This window comes from Stenotrophomonas sp. YJH_SMC_65 (assembly GCF_059369475.1).
The window spans coordinates 280,795-294,759 of sequence record NZ_JCAFSR010000004.1 but is presented as its reverse complement, the minus strand read 5'-3'; the positions used below and the strand labels follow the sequence as shown (position 1 = coordinate 294,759).

18 protein-coding genes are annotated in these 13,965 nt (G+C 68.1%); 9 read left to right on the top strand and 9 right to left on the bottom strand.

The annotated features are described in order from the left end of the window. Nucleotides 1-5 precede the first annotated feature (5 nt). Genes AC5P7A_RS09515 through AC5P7A_RS09500 form a run of 4 tightly spaced genes read left to right on the top strand, consistent with a single transcriptional unit; the run spans nucleotide 6 to nucleotide 3,379 of the window. Nucleotides 6-1,310 carry a phosphatase PAP2/dual specificity phosphatase family protein gene (locus AC5P7A_RS09515; RefSeq protein ID WP_445392277.1) on the top strand — a complete coding sequence of 435 codons (1,305 nt, stop codon included), beginning with the start codon at nucleotides 6-8 and terminating at the stop codon, nucleotides 1,308-1,310. Further along, nucleotides 1,307-1,744: a hypothetical protein gene (locus tag AC5P7A_RS09510; RefSeq protein WP_075076466.1), complete on the top strand. Its 438-nt coding sequence runs from the start codon at nucleotides 1,307-1,309 to the stop codon at nucleotides 1,742-1,744. Before AC5P7A_RS09515 ends, AC5P7A_RS09510 begins: the two co-directional genes overlap by 4 nt. 13 nt (nucleotides 1,745-1,757) lie before the next feature. Continuing rightward, nucleotides 1,758-2,387, top strand: a complete 630-nt coding sequence (locus tag AC5P7A_RS09505; protein ID WP_495220083.1) for a lysophospholipid acyltransferase family protein — start codon at nucleotides 1,758-1,760, stop codon at nucleotides 2,385-2,387. After that, nucleotides 2,384-3,379: a phosphatidate cytidylyltransferase gene (locus AC5P7A_RS09500; protein WP_014648618.1), complete on the top strand. Its 996-nt coding sequence runs from the start codon at nucleotides 2,384-2,386 to the stop codon at nucleotides 3,377-3,379. Before AC5P7A_RS09505 ends, AC5P7A_RS09500 begins: the two co-directional genes overlap by 4 nt. A gap of 126 nt (nucleotides 3,380-3,505) precedes the next feature. Here AC5P7A_RS09500 and fis read toward each other — a convergent pair whose 3' ends face one another. The 3 genes from fis to prmA all read right to left on the bottom strand — a co-directional run bounded on the left by fis (nucleotide 3,506) and on the right by prmA (nucleotide 5,627). Beyond that, entirely contained in the window at nucleotides 3,506-3,781 is a 276-nt protein-coding gene (gene fis, locus AC5P7A_RS09495) for a DNA-binding transcriptional regulator Fis (RefSeq protein ID WP_005419706.1), read from the bottom strand. A gap of 115 nt (nucleotides 3,782-3,896) precedes the next feature. Beyond that, a complete protein-coding gene (locus AC5P7A_RS09490) occupies nucleotides 3,897-4,664 on the bottom strand; it encodes a DUF3426 domain-containing protein (RefSeq protein WP_329855401.1) in 768 nt (255 codons plus the stop codon). A gap of 42 nt (nucleotides 4,665-4,706) precedes the next feature. After that, a complete protein-coding gene (gene prmA, locus AC5P7A_RS09485; RefSeq protein WP_346601332.1) occupies nucleotides 4,707-5,627 on the bottom strand; it encodes a 50S ribosomal protein L11 methyltransferase in 921 nt (306 codons plus the stop codon). A gap of 164 nt (nucleotides 5,628-5,791) precedes the next feature. Between prmA and AC5P7A_RS09480 the strand changes: the two genes are divergently transcribed. Together AC5P7A_RS09480 and AC5P7A_RS09475 are read left to right on the top strand one after the other, a co-directional pair. Beyond that, nucleotides 5,792-6,763 carry a hypothetical protein gene (locus AC5P7A_RS09480; protein WP_126411424.1) on the top strand — a complete coding sequence of 324 codons (972 nt, stop codon included), beginning with the start codon at nucleotides 5,792-5,794 and terminating at the stop codon, nucleotides 6,761-6,763. Beyond that, the gene (locus AC5P7A_RS09475; RefSeq protein WP_032959077.1) at nucleotides 6,760-7,134 is read left to right on the top strand and encodes a hypothetical protein; all 375 of its coding nucleotides are present in this window, start codon (nucleotides 6,760-6,762) and stop codon (nucleotides 7,132-7,134) included. The genes AC5P7A_RS09480 and AC5P7A_RS09475 overlap by 4 nt, the downstream gene beginning before the upstream one ends. A 129-nt stretch (nucleotides 7,135-7,263) precedes the next feature. Here the strand turns inward: AC5P7A_RS09475 and accC are convergent, their stop codons facing one another. The 5 genes from accC to AC5P7A_RS09450 all read right to left on the bottom strand — a co-directional run bounded on the left by accC (nucleotide 7,264) and on the right by AC5P7A_RS09450 (nucleotide 11,049). Beyond that, complete coding sequence (gene accC, locus AC5P7A_RS09470; RefSeq protein ID WP_014648613.1) at nucleotides 7,264-8,631, bottom strand: acetyl-CoA carboxylase biotin carboxylase subunit; 1,368 nt, start codon at nucleotides 8,629-8,631, stop codon at nucleotides 7,264-7,266. A 10-nt stretch (nucleotides 8,632-8,641) separates the two neighbouring features. Then, on the bottom strand, nucleotides 8,642-9,121 hold the full coding sequence (accB, locus tag AC5P7A_RS09465; RefSeq protein WP_005419696.1) for an acetyl-CoA carboxylase biotin carboxyl carrier protein: 480 nt from the start codon (nucleotides 9,119-9,121) through the stop codon (nucleotides 8,642-8,644). Between the two features lie 54 nt (nucleotides 9,122-9,175). Further along, entirely contained in the window at nucleotides 9,176-9,601 is a 426-nt protein-coding gene (locus AC5P7A_RS09460; protein WP_032959079.1) for a lysozyme inhibitor LprI family protein, read from the bottom strand. Then, complete coding sequence (gene aroQ / locus AC5P7A_RS09455; RefSeq protein WP_032959080.1) at nucleotides 9,598-10,047, bottom strand: type II 3-dehydroquinate dehydratase; 450 nt, start codon at nucleotides 10,045-10,047, stop codon at nucleotides 9,598-9,600. Before aroQ ends, AC5P7A_RS09460 begins: the two co-directional genes overlap by 4 nt. A gap of 273 nt (nucleotides 10,048-10,320) precedes the next feature. Beyond that, complete coding sequence (locus tag AC5P7A_RS09450; RefSeq protein WP_014648610.1) at nucleotides 10,321-11,049, bottom strand: DOPA 4,5-dioxygenase family protein; 729 nt, start codon at nucleotides 11,047-11,049, stop codon at nucleotides 10,321-10,323. 164 nt (nucleotides 11,050-11,213) lie between these two features. Between AC5P7A_RS09450 and AC5P7A_RS09445 the strand changes: the two genes are divergently transcribed. Further along, complete coding sequence (locus tag AC5P7A_RS09445) at nucleotides 11,214-12,041, top strand: isocitrate lyase/PEP mutase family protein (protein ID WP_495220082.1); 828 nt, start codon at nucleotides 11,214-11,216, stop codon at nucleotides 12,039-12,041. Nucleotides 12,042-12,097: 56 nt separating this feature from the next. Here AC5P7A_RS09445 and AC5P7A_RS09440 read toward each other — a convergent pair whose 3' ends face one another. Beyond that, nucleotides 12,098-12,631: a hypothetical protein gene (locus AC5P7A_RS09440; RefSeq protein WP_014648608.1), complete on the bottom strand. Its 534-nt coding sequence runs from the start codon at nucleotides 12,629-12,631 to the stop codon at nucleotides 12,098-12,100. 126 nt (nucleotides 12,632-12,757) lie between these two features. Here AC5P7A_RS09440 and AC5P7A_RS09435 point away from each other — a divergent pair, with 126 nt between their 5' ends. Both AC5P7A_RS09435 and AC5P7A_RS09430 read left to right on the top strand, forming a co-directional pair. Further along, nucleotides 12,758-13,354 carry an NAD(P)H-dependent oxidoreductase gene (locus tag AC5P7A_RS09435; protein WP_049407909.1) on the top strand — a complete coding sequence of 199 codons (597 nt, stop codon included), beginning with the start codon at nucleotides 12,758-12,760 and terminating at the stop codon, nucleotides 13,352-13,354. Nucleotides 13,355-13,370: 16 nt separating this feature from the next. Next, nucleotides 13,371-13,964 carry a TetR/AcrR family transcriptional regulator gene (locus AC5P7A_RS09430; protein WP_049439310.1) on the top strand — a complete coding sequence of 198 codons (594 nt, stop codon included), beginning with the start codon at nucleotides 13,371-13,373 and terminating at the stop codon, nucleotides 13,962-13,964. Nucleotide 13,965: the final 1 nt, after the last annotated feature.

Sequence of the window (13,965 nt, the reverse complement as noted above, 5' to 3'; positions counted from 1 at the left end):
CCCCACTGGCCGCAGAGGGGCGCCCCTGGCGGCGCGCCCTGTTGTGGCTGGCCCTGCTGGGTCCGTTCTTCTTCGCCAGTTATGGCTTCGCCAACTGGATGGCCGGCCGCCACGCCACCCTGCCGGTGATGGCGTTCGGCTGGGAGACCCGCATCCCGTTCGTGCCATGGACGATCGTGCCGTACTGGTCGATCGACCTGTTCTACGCGGTCTCGTTCTTCCTGTGCCGGCAACGGCTGGAGCTGGACCGGCACGCATTGCGGCTGTTCAGCGCACAGCTGATCGCCGTGAGCTGCTTCCTGCTGTGGCCGCTGCGCTTCAGCTTCGAGCGTCCGCAGATCGGCGGTGTGTTCGGCTGGCTGTTCGATGTGCTGCTGGGCTTCGACAAGCCGTTCAACCAGGCACCGTCGCTGCACATCGTGTTGCTGATCGTGCTGTGGGTGAAGTTCGCACAGTACCTGCACGGCGTGTGGCGCTGGGTGCTGCATGTGTGGGCGCTGCTGATCGGCGTATCGGTGCTGACCACGTTCCAGCATCATTTCATCGATATCCCGACCGGCCTGCTGGCCGGCTGGTTGTGCGTCTGGCTGTGGCCGGAGCAGGGCACGCCACCGCTGCGTGCATGGCGCACGGCACGTGATGCCAAGCGCTGGCGCCTGGCAGGGGTGTACCTGCTGGGGGCCGCTGTACTGCTGGTGCCGGTGGTGCTTCTGCGTGGCGCCGCGTTGTGGCTGCTGTGGCCGGTGGTGTCGCTGCTGCTGGTGGCGCTGGCCTATGCCGGGCTGGGTACCGCGGTGTTCCAGAAGCGCGCCGATGGTCGCCTGACCATGGCGGCACGCTGGCTGCTGGCGCCGTACCTGGGCGCAGCCTGGGTCAATTCGCGGCTGTGGACGCGGCGTGCGCCGCAGCCGGTGCCGGTGATGGATGACGTGTGGCTGGGACGCATTCCCTGTGCTGCGTTGCCAACACCGCTGGTCGGCGTGGTCGATACCTGTGCTGAACTGTCCTGCCGCGCGCCGGGCGCGGCGTATGCCAGCGTGCCGATGCTGGACCTGGTGGTGCCCACGCCGGAACAGCTGCGCGAGGCGGCCGATGCCATCGAGCGTCTGCGCGTGCAGGGGCCGCTGCTGGCGTGCTGCGCGCTGGGCTATTCGCGCAGTGCCGCCAGCGTCGCCACCTGGCTGCTGCGCAGTGGTCGTGCCGCCGATGCGAACGCGGCAGTGGCGATCGTGCGGGCTGCACGCCCCGGCATCGTGCTGCACGCGGCGCATCTGCATGCCATCACTGCTGCGGCAGGAGCGCGCGCATGAGCACGGTTCCCGATCTGGTGACCATGCAGCTGCTGCTGCGCCAGGGGCGTTGGCCGGCGCTGCTGTCGCTGGGGATGTTGCTGGTGGCACTGCTGCTGCTCGGCACCGAGCCGGGGCTGGCGATGATCGCTGCCGGCCTGTTGCTGCTCAGTGTTGCCGCGGGCATCGCACAGGCCTACCACGCGTGGCGGGTGGGGCTGGATGCCAGCCTGCTGCAGCTGCTGCGCGATGAAGGCCTGGAGGGCGAAGCCGCCGCGCGCCGCATCGATCAGCTGCTGCACGACAGCGGCCTGCGCCGCGCGTCGCCCGATGCGCCACTGCGTGGCTGGGATGCGCGCTGGTCCGGCATGCGCCGCCTGCTGCTGCGCCAGTACCTGCTGACCGCAGTGCAGTTCGCACTGCTGGTGCTGGCCGTGGTGTGGCCGCAGACGTGAATGGGAGTGACCGATGTTTGCCGAACTGATTGCCCGCGCCTGCAGTGGCGCGATCCATGTGGTGACCGGCGCACGCGCGCTGTGGATCGGTTGCGCGCCGTCCAGCGAGCGCCGCGTGTACTACGGCAACCACGCCAGCCATGGTGACTTCGTGCTGATCTGGTCATCGATGCCACCGGCACTGCGGCGCCAGGTGCGCCCGGTGGCCGCGGCCGAGTACTGGCAGCGTGATGGCCTGCGTCGCTACCTGATCGATGCGGTGTTCAACGGTGTTCTGGTCGAGCGCGAGGCCGGCCATCGCCAGCAGGACCCGTTGCAGGTACTGCGCGATGCGGTGGACGAAGACTGCTCGCTGATCCTGTTCCCGGAAGGCACGCGCAATACCGGCGATGAACCGCTGTTGCCGTTCAAGAGCGGCATCTACCATCTGGCGCGGCAACGGCCGGAGCTGGAGTTCGTGCCGGTATGGATCGACAACCTGAAGCGGGTGATGCCGAAGGGGCGGTTCCTGCCGTTGCCGCTGCTGTGCACGGCCACCTTCGGCACGCCGCTGCGGCTGCAGGCCGACGAGGACAAGGCCGCATTCCTGGCCCGCAGCCGGCAGGCGCTGCTGGACCTGGCGCCGAATGGAGGTCGTGCATGAGTTTCGTGCTGGATGTATCTGGCGATCTGGCAACGCAGAGTGTCGGCCAGCAGACCGGCCTGCTGTTTGCCGGCGTCGGCGCGGTGCTGGTGCTGGCCACGCTGGTGGCCGAGACCCTGCGCTGGCGCCAGCGCGGTCAGCCCAGCGCGGTGATCGCCAACCTGGTGTCGCGTATCCGTGCATGGTGGGTGATGGCGATCGTGGTCGGGCTGGCGCTGTTCTTCGGCCGCGCCGGGGTGATCGTGCTGTTCGCGATCATTTCGTTGTTCGCGCTGCGCGAGTTCATCACCCTGGCGCCGACCCGTTCAGGCGACTACTACGCGCTGCTGGCTGCGTTCTACATCGTGCTGCCGTGGCAGTACTACCTGGTGTGGATCGACTGGTACGGCATGTACACGCTGCTGATCCCGGTCTATGCGTTCCTGTTCCTGCCGATCCTGTCGACCATCGGTGGCGATACCACGCACTACCTGGAGCGCACCGCGAAGGTGCAGTGGGGGTTGATGATCTGCGTGTTCTGCATCTCGCACGTGCCGCTGCTGCTGAACCTGCACGTGCCCGGTCACGACCCCTCGCGCAACGTGCTGCTGTTCGCCTTCCTGGTGATCGTGGTGCAGTCCTCGGACGTGTTGCAGTACATCTGGGGCAAGCTGCTGGGCCGGCACCTGATCGCGCCGAAGCTGTCGCCGTCGAAGACGGTGGAGGGCTTCGTGGGTGGCGTGCTGAGCGCCAGCGCGCTTGGGGCGGCGCTATGGTGGATCACCCCGTTCACGCCGCTGCAGGCGTTCGGCCTGTCGCTGCTGATCAACCTGATGGGATTCTGGGGCGGCCTGGTGATGTCGGCGATCAAGCGCGACCGTGGGATCAAGGACTGGGGCCACATGATCGAGGGCCATGGCGGCATGCTCGACCGGCTAGATTCGGTGTGCTTCGCCGCGCCGGTGTTCTTCCATGTGGTGCGGTACTACTGGAAGGCGGGCGGCGGCGGGTGATCCCGCCGGGGCTGCATCCACGCATGGCGTGGATCTACCGGTAGTGCCGGCCGCTGGCCGGCAACTGCGACATCCTGCCATCGTTCATGGGGTTGCCGGCGAGCGGCCGGCACTACCCGCGCGCGCTCAGGCGCTGATGCCGTATTCCTTCAGTTTCTTGCGCAGGGTGGCGCGGTGGATGCCCAGCATCGCGGCGGCGCGGCTCTGGTTGCCTTCGCAGTGGTTGAGCACTTCCACGAACAGCGGGATTTCCATCTCGCGCAGCACGATCTCGTAGACATCGTCCGCGTCGCAGCCATCAAGATCACGCAGGTAGCGGCGCACGGACTGGGCGACGTGTTCACGCAGCGGTGGCCGGGGAGCGCCACGACTGTTGTCAGGACGAGAGAGGACAGCGTTCAAGGGGGTTCCCGATTCGGTTGGCCCGTGCGCGCGGAGCGCGCGGCCGGACGAGGTGGTGGCGGCCAGTCTAGCGCGAGCGTGCCCGACCTGCCACGGCTGGTCGCCTCTACCCTGGTCAGAGGAAGTCGAAGGTGAATGCGACGGTGGACGCGGCGGGTTCCTGCACGCGGAACGCGATGCGCGCACTCTGGCCCGGTTCCAGCACGGTCGTGGCCGGGCTTTCGCCAAGGTATTGCGCGGGCGTGAACACGCCGCTGCCGATCACCCGGCCATCGGCATCGGACAGTGACAGGCGCAGGTCCGGCCAGGCCTGTGCCCAGCGCGCATCGTTGCGGATGCTGGCCTGCACCTGCAGCACACCGGCCTGGCCGGGCAGGGGGCGGATCTCGCGGCTGGTCATGGTGAACGCGGTCGGCTCGTGCCAGGCCGGCAGGCTGCAGCGCAGCACGCCGCACAGTGCGCCCAGCCAGGTGCGGTTGCCGGCGTCGGCGGCCAGTCGCGCACGATCGGCCAGCACGCTCTGCAGTACCAGCAGCAGTGCCAGCCCGGCGACCAGCACCCAGTGCCAGCGCGGCGTCGGCAGCGCGCGCGGCCGCGAAGTGCCCAGGAAGCTCGGCGCATCGCCGGCCACCGCCTGCGCGGCCGGGACGGCAAGGACGGGTTCGATCACGGTCGCTTCGTCGAGGATGACGGTGTCATCGAGCTGTCGCGTCTCCGCCATCGGCGGCAGCGCCACGTCGACCGGGTCCCCGGACTTCGCGGCAGGGATGTCATGCGCCGACGGGTCGGGCGTGCGCGCGTCGGTCGCAGGTGCGGCCTCGCCTTCCGACGCGGGGCGCAGGAAGGTGGCCAAAGGGCGGCGCGGCGGGTTCGGCTCGGACATGCTCAGGGCGCGGGCTCGGATCCAGCGGTCATTCAATCACGATCAGGCGCGGCGCGTGCCGGTGATGCGCAACCAGTCGCCATCCTGGGTGGCCTGCAGATCGTCGAACCACGCGGCATAACGCTGCAGCAGTTCGCCTTCCTGGCCCTGCAGGATGCCCGACAGGGCGATGCGACCGCCGGCGGCGACGCGTGCGGCCAGCAGCTCGGCCAGCGCATCCAGCGCCGAGGCAAGGATGTTGGCGACCACGATCGGGTAGGTGGCGACCGGTTCGTCCTGCGGCAGGTACACCTGCATGCGGGCCTGCTCGCCATTGCGCTCGGCATTGTCGGCGGTGGCGACCAGCGCCTGCGGGTCGTTGTCCACGCCGATCGCTTCGGCGGCGCCCAGCTTCAGCGCGGCCAGCGCGAGGATGCCCGAGCCGCAGCCGAAGTCGAGCACGCGCTGGCCCTGCAGCTGGCCGTCCACGGCCAGCTGGTCCAGCCAGCGCAGGCACAGGGCGGTGGTCGGATGGGTGCCCGAGCCGAAGGCCAGGCCCGGGTCCAGCCGCACCACGGCGGCATCGGCGGCCTGTGCAGCGTCCGGCAGTTCATGGTTCCACGGCACGATCCAGGTGCGGCTGCCGAAATCCATCGGCTGGAACTGGTCCAGCCATGCGCGCTCCCAGTCTTCGTCTTCGATGGCGCGGAAGCTGCCATTGCTCCAGTCCAGTTCCGGGTCGAAGGATTCCAGGGCGGCCAGCAGCAGCAGCGCATTGCTGTCGGCGGGGAACAGCGCGCTCAGCACCAGGGTGTCCCACAGCGGCGTTTCACCCACGCCGGGTTCGAGGATGGCCTGTTCGTTGCTGGTGTCGGCTTCGGCATCAAGCAGGGTCACGGCCAGTGCGCCGACGTCCTCCAGCGCATTTTCATAGCGGGGCTGGGTGGCTTCGGTGCAGCGCAGGGTCAGTTCCAGGAACGGCATGGCGGTGGGGACAGTCGCGGGAAAGGGGGCAATGCTAGACCATCGGGGCGTCTCCGTATTGCCTGAGATGCCGCTTTGAGATGAATGGGGGCAGTTCAGACAGGCCTGCCGGGCCTTGCTAAACTCGGCGCTTTCCTGTGTGCCGTGAACGCTCACCACCGCCGATGGCCTTCGCTCCGACCCTGAAAACCTGGTTGCTCGTGCTGCCGGCGGTGGCCGTGCTGGGCGTGGCCGGGTATCGGGCCAGCGGCCATGCCGCGGGCGTGGCGTCGACGTCGGCGTCGCCGGACCTGCCGCTGGTCATGGCCAGCCGTGACGGCGGAGCGCCGCTGCCGGTGGTGCCGGAAGCATTGGCGCGTCGGCTGGCGGCTTTCGAGCGCGGCAACACGCTGCCGTCGGGCCTGCCGCTGGACCTGCGCGCCGACATCGAAGACGCCAGCGACCTGTATGCCTACGCCCAGCGCCTGCGCGCACAGGCCGACAACGGCAATCACGAGGCGCGCTGGATGCTCAGCCGCGTCTATGACTATTGCGCGCAGTACGCACTGGATCCGGGTGGCTACCGCCTGGACAACAACGTACTGAGCGGGTTGGGCCTGACTGCGGCGCCGGCGATGATCGAGGCACGCGAGCGGGTGGCACAGCGGTGTGGCGGTTTCGTGCCGGGCGACAAGCTGGGCGCGGCGCTGGTGCTGGCCGAACGCCGCAAGGCGGCCGCGCAGGGCAACCTGGCCGCGGAAGCGTCGCTGTTCGCCGAGGGCGAGCCCTTGCATGACAGTGCCGAGTACCGCCGCGACCTGGTCGAGCGCGTGCGTACCTCGCGCGACCCCGAGGCCTACATGGCCATCGCGCCAGGCATGGGCGTGCGTGCGGCCGGTGACCGCGCGCTTGACGGGCTGGTGGCGGGCGAGCAGCTCAGTGAACTTGCATGGCGGCTTGCGGCCTGTGAACTCGGCCTGGCCTGTGGAGCGGACAGCGTGCTGGTCAACAATTTTTGTGCGAACGGAGGGATCTGTTCGCAGGATGGAGCGCAGGATTTCCGGGATTTCGTGTATGACGCTGCGGTATCGCGGCAAGGTGCTGGGAAAATGAAGGAATGGATCAAGCGATTGGTTGGAAAGAGGGACGGGCGATGAATTACCGTCGATTCCTGCATGGGGCCAAGTTCTGGTTCTGGGTGGCGCTGTTCGTGGCCTACTCGGCTGGGGCGGTTGGCCTGCTGATGATCGATACCTACGAGGACCGCTACCGGCATCTGTCGAAGGTGGAGCTGACCACGGTGAAGGCGCAGGAAGACGTGCGCCGCGCCGGTGCCAGCCAGGTCGCTGCGGTCTACCGCGCGCAGAGTGGCATGCCATTCGCTTCACTGCCGGCCGGCAGCACCTTCCAGGTGGTGTGGCCCGATGGTTCGACCGAAACCATGGTGATCGTCGATCCGACCTCGCCCAATGGCGTGCGGCCGCTGGCCCATTCGCAGATTCCGGCCGACGTGGCCGACAAGCGCTGACGTGCTCGCTGTGGAGCCGAGCCCATGCTCGGCTGTGCTTGGCGGCAAGCCGAGCATGGGCCCGGCTCTACAGGAACAGAAAAGGGCGGGGAGATCCCCGCCCTTTTCATGTCCAGCACCTGGCGCCGATCAGGTCAATGCAATCGGCTTGTTCTTGCGCTCGGCCAGGCGCTTTTCCAGGTAGTGGATGTTCTGGCCACCGGCCTGGAAGCCCTTGTCACGCATGATCCGCTGCTGCAGGGCGATGTTGGTCTTGATGCCATCGACCACCATTTCGCTCAGTGCCACCCGCATGCGGGCAATGGCGGTTTCGCGGTCCGGGCCGTGCACGATCAGCTTGCCGATCATCGAGTCGTAGTTCGACGGCACGCGGTAGCCACTGTAGATGTGGGTGTCCACGCGCACGCCGGGGCCACCCGGCGGATGGAAGCCGGTGATGGTGCCCGGGCTCGGCACGAAGGTTTCAGCATCTTCAGCGTTGATGCGGCACTCGATGGCATGGCCGGTCAGCACCACGTCGCTCTGCTTGATCGACAGCTTCTGGCCGGCGGCGATCTTCAGCTGCTCGGCCACCAGGTCGATGCCGGTGACCATTTCGGTGACCGGATGCTCCACCTGGATGCGGGTGTTCATCTCGATGAAGTAGAAGCGGCCGTCCTCGTACAGGAACTCGAACGTGCCCGCGCCGCGGTAGCCGATGCGGATGCAGGCTTCCACGCAGACCTTGCCGATCTGCTCGCGCTGCTCGGCGGTGATGCCCGGCGCCGGTGCCTCTTCCACCACCTTCTGGTGGCGGCGCTGCATCGAGCAGTCGCGCTCACCGAGGTGGATGGCATTGCCCTGTCCATCGGCCAGCACCTGGATTTCCACGTGGCGCGGATTCTCCAGGAACTTCTCCATGTAGACCTCGCCATTGCCGAACGCGGCCTTGGCCTCGCTCTTGGTGGTTTCGATCGAGGTCTTCAGCGACGCTTCGGCGTGCACCACGCGCATGCCGCGACCACCGCCACCGCCGGCCGCCTTGATGATGACCGGGTAACCGATCTCGCGGGCGATCTTGGTGTTGGCGACGATGTCCTCGCCGAGCGGGCCGCCCGAGCCGGGCACGCACGGTACGCCCGCGGCCTTCATCGCGCGGATGGCTTCGACCTTGTCACCCATCATGCGGATGGTGTCGGCCTTGGGGCCGATGAAGATGAAGCCGGATTCTTCCACGCGTTCGGCGAAGTCGGCGTTCTCCGACAGGAAGCCGTAGCCCGGGTGGATGGCCTGGGCATCGGTGACTTCCGCCGCCGCGATCAGGGCCGGGATGTTGAGGTAGCTCTGCGGCGACGGCGCCGGACCGATGCAGACCGACTCGTCGGCCATGGCCACGTGCTTGAGGTTGCGGTCGACCGTGGAGTGCACGGCCACCGTGCGGATGCCGAGGGTATGGCACGCGCGCAGGATGCGCAGCGCGATCTCCCCTCGGTTGGCGATGACGACTTTGTCGAGCATGGCGCGCCCCTCAGCCGATCACGAACAGCGGCTGGTCGAATTCCACCGGCTGGCCGTTCTCGCCGAGGATGGCAACGATGGTGCCGGAGGTGTCGGCTTCGATCGGGTTGAACATCTTCATCGCTTCGATGATGGCCAGGGTTTCGCCTTCCTTGACCTGCTGGCCCACGGTGACGAAGGCCGGCTTGTCCGGGGCGGACGAGGCGTAGAAGGTGCCGACCATCGGCGAGCGCAGCACGTGGCCTTCCGGCAGTGCCGGGCCCGGCTTGGCGCTGCCGCCGGTGGAGGCTTCGGTCGGCGACTGCATCGGCATCGCCTGCGGCGCCGGGGCGGCCGGAGCGGCATACACCGGCGCGGCGACCGGGGCGGCATAGCCGGCCACCGGGGCGCGCGACAGGCGCACCGACTCTTCGCCTTCCTTGATTTCGATTTCAGCCAGGTTCGACTCTTCCAGCAGGTCGATCAGCTTCTTGATTTTGCGGAGATCCATGGTGGCCTCTTTGCTCGTGATGTCAGTGTGGTGGAGAGTGCGGTTGCACTCGGTTCAAAGCAGTTCGTAGAACTCGCGCAGCTGCCGCGTACGGTCGCGCGTCTGGGTGATCAGGCATTGCATCTTCGCGGGGTTGCGCGAGGTGCCGTCTGCATTGAAGGCATACACCGCCTCGCAATCTGCATCGCGCAAGGTGATCCAGATGCGCTGGGCCTTCACCAGCTGCTGTTCGGCCGCCGCGCAGCGGCTGCAGCTGCCATCGGTTGCCTGCGCCTTCAGTTCGCCACGCGCCTGCGCGTAGACGGCGTTCAATGCGCTGTCGGCATCATCCAGGCGATCGGAATCGCACATGTCGCGCTCGTAGCCGCCGCTTGCCTGTGCGCAGTCGATGCCCGCGGCCGCGCGCTCGGCAGCGACACTGGCGCCGCACAGACCGGCCCACAGCAGGATGCCGGCAAGCACGCGCGGCGGCATCTTCACGCGCTGGCCGCCTGCACGCGCAGCAGCGCCGCGTCCATCGCGTAGCGGTAGCTGTCGGCACCGAAACCGCATACCACGCCCACTGCCTTGTCACTGAAGTAGCTGTGCTGGCGGAACGGCTCACGGGTATGCGGGTTGGACAGGTGGATCTCGATGAACGGCACCGCCACCGCCGCCAGCGCATCGCGCAGGGCGACCGAGGTGTGGGTGAAGGCGGCGGGGTTGATCAGGATGAAAGCGGTTCCGTCGCTGCGCGCAGCCTGCACGCGGTCCACCAGCACATGCTCGGCGTTGGACTGCAGGCGTTCCACGGTGTGTCCGGCGGCCGATGCCTGGGCAGCCAGGGCCTGGTCGATGTCGGCCAGCGTGGTGTGGCCGTAGACCTCCGGCTCGCGGGTGCCGAGCAGGTTGAGGTTGGGGCCGTGCAGGACCAGCAGCTTCGCCATGGGATCCGGAAGACGGGAAAGGGCGGCAGTCTGGCGGAACCGGCGGATGCTGTCCAGTTCGGCGAAGTTTGCAGCGTTTCAATCGTATGTTTGAAATCTGCCGGAGCGCTTGCGGCCGTATGGCGGGCGCTGGATCAAGGCGCGCTGAACGTGGTGCTGGACGGGGATGCGTGCACGTAGGCCGACGATGCCGGCATCCACGCCATGCGGGGAGACGGGGTTCGGTGGGCAGCACACTGCGCCCCAACATGGAGCTGTCCGGCACCCGGCCGCTCAGATCTCCAGCGGCACCGTCGGCACCACGTTCGGGAACACCTCTTCCAGCGGTTCCGGCTGCCCGGGCTTCGGCGCCGGCCAGTTGTAGGCATTGACCGGCTGCGCGCGGTTCACCCACAACGCGTAATGCAGATGGTCAGCGCGGCCATCGCCGGTATTGGGGTGGATCAGGATGGTCAGGCCCAGGCTGTTGAGCTGCAGCCAGGGCACCAGCACCGGCAACAGGTCGTTGGTGAAGCCGAAATAGAACGACGGGGTGACGTGCGGCCCGCGTGGCTCAAGGTTCCAGTTGCCCAGCTCCACAGGGAAGCGCTCGGCGGCCCAGCGCCGCAGCAGCGCGGCCTTCTCGAAGCTGTCCTCGTCGAAGTAGATGTGGGCGTGGTAGCTCTTGATGGCGGTGTAGGCACGTGGCCGGGTGGGCAGCGTGGCCTCGCCGGGGCGCACGCTGGCCGGCCGCGGGGTAGGCTCGCTGGCCGTGGCCTGGCCCCATGGGCTGCGGCCCTCGGGCGCCGGCGGAACGATGGCGCGGAAGCCGGGTCGCCCGGGTTCGGTGGTGTTCACGGCGTTGTCGCTGCGCGCGGCTGCGGTGGCAGCCGACGCGCTGGCCAGGCCGCCAGCGGCCAGCCCGGCCGACGCGATCAGGCGACGGCGCGCGGGTGAAAGCAGGTCGGCCCAATGGGCGTCATCGTCGCCGGCGTCGATCAGGGTCTGCGGGTCCGGGTGCATCTGGGGCTCCGTGGGGCACTGTGTGGCAGGCAAGCACGCTCGGGCAGCGTGCACGGTGGTGTCCAATAAGCAGCCGGCATCACCTCATGCACGTTGGCCCACGCCGTGATTGAGTGCCGCCGCAGCGTGGGCTAGGGTGCAGGTCCGCCGCCCGGGAACCCGCCATGACCCCGCTTGATGCCGACACCCAGCGCAAGCGCGCGCGTTTCCGCCAGCTGCATGCGCGCGGTTGTTTCGTGCTGCCCAATCCGTGGGACGTGGGCAGCGCCCGCTACCTGCAGCGGCAGGGCTTCCAGGCACTGGCCACGACCAGTGCCGGCTGCGCCTGGAGTGAAGGGCGGCCGGATGGGGCGGTTTCGCTGCAGGCCACACTGGAACATCTGCGGCTGATGGCGGCCGCGACACCGCTGCCGTTGAACGCCGATTTCGGTGATGGCTTCGGCGCCACGCCACAGGCAGTGGGCGAGGCGGTGGCGGCGGCCATCGACACCGGTATCGCGGCGCTGTCGATCGAGGACGCCAGCGGCGTGGCCGATGCGCCGCTGCGGCCGATCGGGCAGGCGGTCGAGCGACTGTGTGCGGCACGTGCGGCCATCGACCGCGCGGGGGGCGATGTGCTGCTGGTCGCGCGGGCCGAGAATTTCTTCGTTGGCGTGCCGGATCTGCAGGACAGCCTGCAGCGCCTGCGCGCCTATGCCGAGGCCGGTGCCGATGTGCTGTATGCACCGGGCATCAGCACGCCCGAACAGATCAGTGCGGTGGTTGCCGCTGCGGGGGCGAAGCCGGTGAACCTGCTGGTGGGTGGACCGACACCGCTGAGCCTGCAGGACATCGCCGCACTCGGCGTGCGACGGGTCAGCCTGGGCGGTGCGCTGGCGCGAGCTGCGTGGGGTGGGCTGATGCAGGCCATCGAGCCGATCATGCAGGACGGTCGCTTCGATGGCCTGCAGCAGGCGGCTTCGGGCGCGGCGTTGAACGCGCTGTTCCGCTGACACATGCCCAGGCCTGCAATGGACCACCCCGGGCGTGGATGGACGCGCGCCTGCGACTACAGCGCTTCCATCCCGCCCCTGGGCAGCGTCACGCCCGGCTCCAGCGCCGGCAGCAGTTGCCGCAGCAGTGCCGGGTTGTCCAGCATCGCCGCGCCGTCCAGATAGCGCCATTGCGTTGTACCGACGCGTCTCACAGCAACCATGAATGACGTGCTGCGCATCGGCGCTTCGCGCACGCGCAGCAGTGACTGGCGCGGTACGAAGCAGACTTCCTCGTCACCGGCCGCATAGGTGCGGCCCGGCACGCCTGCCTCGTCGCTGATGATGCTGACGCCGGCCCTGCGCAGCGCCTTCACGGTGTCGCGGGTCGCCCGCGCATAGGCCTCGTCGCCACCGGCCAGCTGCTTCAGGCTGGGATGGGTACGCGCGATGATCAACTCGGTATCGCCACGGGCGAAGGCGCCCATCATCGCCTGCACCTCCTTGCGCAATGCGGCCGAGTCTTCCGGACTGAGTTCACCGGCCAGCGCGGGCGTAACGTCCATTGCCATCGGCAGGGCCAGCAGAAGGGCAAGCAGATACCGGTGCATCGTCGGGCAGCTCAGTGGGAACCGCCGCACTATACGGTGGATGCGGAAACAGCGTCCCACGCATGGCGCTGGTATCCTGGGTGACACTACTTACTATTGGTAGTTAGTGAACTCCGGACATGCCCCATGCACACCCTCATCGTTACCGCCCACCCTGAACCCGGCGCGTTGACCCATGCCATCGCCAGGCGCATCGGCGAAGCCATCACCGCGTCGGATGCCGCCAACAGCGTGACCCACGCCGATCTGATGGCTGAAGGCTTCGATCCGCGCTTCAACATGCAGGACCAGGCGCTGTTCCGTGGCACCGGCGCAACTCCGGCTGACGTCGCCGCCGAGCAGGCGCGGCTGCAGGCTGCCGACACGCTGGTACTGGTCTATCCCCTGTACTGGTGGTCCTTCCCCGCGCTGCTGAAGGGCTGGATCGATCGTGTGTTCACCCAGGGCTGGGCCTACCAGGACGGCGCCGATGGCAAGGTGCAGAAAAAGCTGCAGCGGTTGGGCGTGCATCTGGTCGGCATCGGCGGGGCTGGCGCGGACATGATCGAACGGCGCGGCTACGGTGCGGCGATGAAGACCCAGATCGACATGGGCATCTTCGACTACTGCGGCGCGCGCGTGCTGTCGTCCGACCTGCTGCTGGACGCCGATTCCGGTGCAGCCGAAGCGCATCTGCAGACCGCGCTGGCGATCGGCCGTAAAATCGGTGCTCCGATGCGCTGACCGCCGTGCTCCACCGATGCCTGCCAACGCCGCTCCCACGCGCCGCCGATTGACCCGCGAGCAACGCGCCCGCCAGTTGCTGGACGTGGCCTGGGCGCTGGTCGGCGACGAAGGCACCGACGCATTGACGCTGGGGCGGCTGGCCGAGGCGGCCGGTGTGACCAAACCGGTGGCCTATGATCACTTCGTGACCCGCAACGGGCTGCTGGCCGCGCTCTACGATGACTATGACGGGCGGCAGACGGTGGTCTTCCACGAGCGTATCGGCCGTGCCAGGGCGCAGCTGGCCGATCGTGCGGCGGCCATCGCCTCCGGCTACATCGACTGCGTCCTCAGCCAGGGCAGTGAAGTGCAGGGCATCCTCGCTGCGCTGGTGGGCGCGCCGGAACTCCATGAAGTGCGTCGGCGCTACCAGCAGGACTTCATCGACAACTGCGACACCTGGCTGGGCCCGTTTGCGGCCGATGGCACGGTCCCCCTGGCCGGACGCTGGGCGATTCTCGGTGCGGCCGAAGCCCTGTCCGAAGCCGTGGCGGCAGGCGCGCTGGACAAGGTCGGCGCCGAGGCCGAGCTGCAGCGCTTGATCGTGGCGACGGTCAAGCGGCGCTGAT

Coding starts and splice junctions, on each gene's coding strand:
- AC5P7A_RS09510 (WP_075076466.1), top strand. CDS start 1,307: ATGAGCACGGTTCCCGATCTGGTGACCATGCAGCTGCTGCTGCGCCAG.
- AC5P7A_RS09505 (WP_495220083.1), top strand. CDS start 1,758: ATGTTTGCCGAACTGATTGCCCGCGCCTGCAGTGGCGCGATCCATGTG.
- AC5P7A_RS09500 (WP_014648618.1), top strand. CDS start 2,384: ATGAGTTTCGTGCTGGATGTATCTGGCGATCTGGCAACGCAGAGTGTC.
- AC5P7A_RS09490 (WP_329855401.1), bottom strand. CDS start 4,664: ATGTCCGAGCCGAACCCGCCGCGCCGCCCTTTGGCCACCTTCCTGCGC.
- prmA (WP_346601332.1), bottom strand. CDS start 5,627: ATGCCGTTCCTGGAACTGACCCTGCGCTGCACCGAAGCCACCCAGCCC.
- AC5P7A_RS09480 (WP_126411424.1), top strand. CDS start 5,792: ATGGCCTTCGCTCCGACCCTGAAAACCTGGTTGCTCGTGCTGCCGGCG.
- AC5P7A_RS09475 (WP_032959077.1), top strand. CDS start 6,760: ATGAATTACCGTCGATTCCTGCATGGGGCCAAGTTCTGGTTCTGGGTG.
- accC (WP_014648613.1), bottom strand. CDS start 8,631: ATGCTCGACAAAGTCGTCATCGCCAACCGAGGGGAGATCGCGCTGCGC.
- accB (WP_005419696.1), bottom strand. CDS start 9,121: ATGGATCTCCGCAAAATCAAGAAGCTGATCGACCTGCTGGAAGAGTCG.
- aroQ (WP_032959080.1), bottom strand. CDS start 10,047: ATGGCGAAGCTGCTGGTCCTGCACGGCCCCAACCTCAACCTGCTCGGC.
- AC5P7A_RS09450 (WP_014648610.1), bottom strand. CDS start 11,049: ATGCACCCGGACCCGCAGACCCTGATCGACGCCGGCGACGATGACGCC.
- AC5P7A_RS09445 (WP_495220082.1), top strand. CDS start 11,214: ATGACCCCGCTTGATGCCGACACCCAGCGCAAGCGCGCGCGTTTCCGC.
- AC5P7A_RS09440 (WP_014648608.1), bottom strand. CDS start 12,631: ATGCACCGGTATCTGCTTGCCCTTCTGCTGGCCCTGCCGATGGCAATG.
- AC5P7A_RS09435 (WP_049407909.1), top strand. CDS start 12,758: ATGCACACCCTCATCGTTACCGCCCACCCTGAACCCGGCGCGTTGACC.
- AC5P7A_RS09430 (WP_049439310.1), top strand. CDS start 13,371: ATGCCTGCCAACGCCGCTCCCACGCGCCGCCGATTGACCCGCGAGCAA.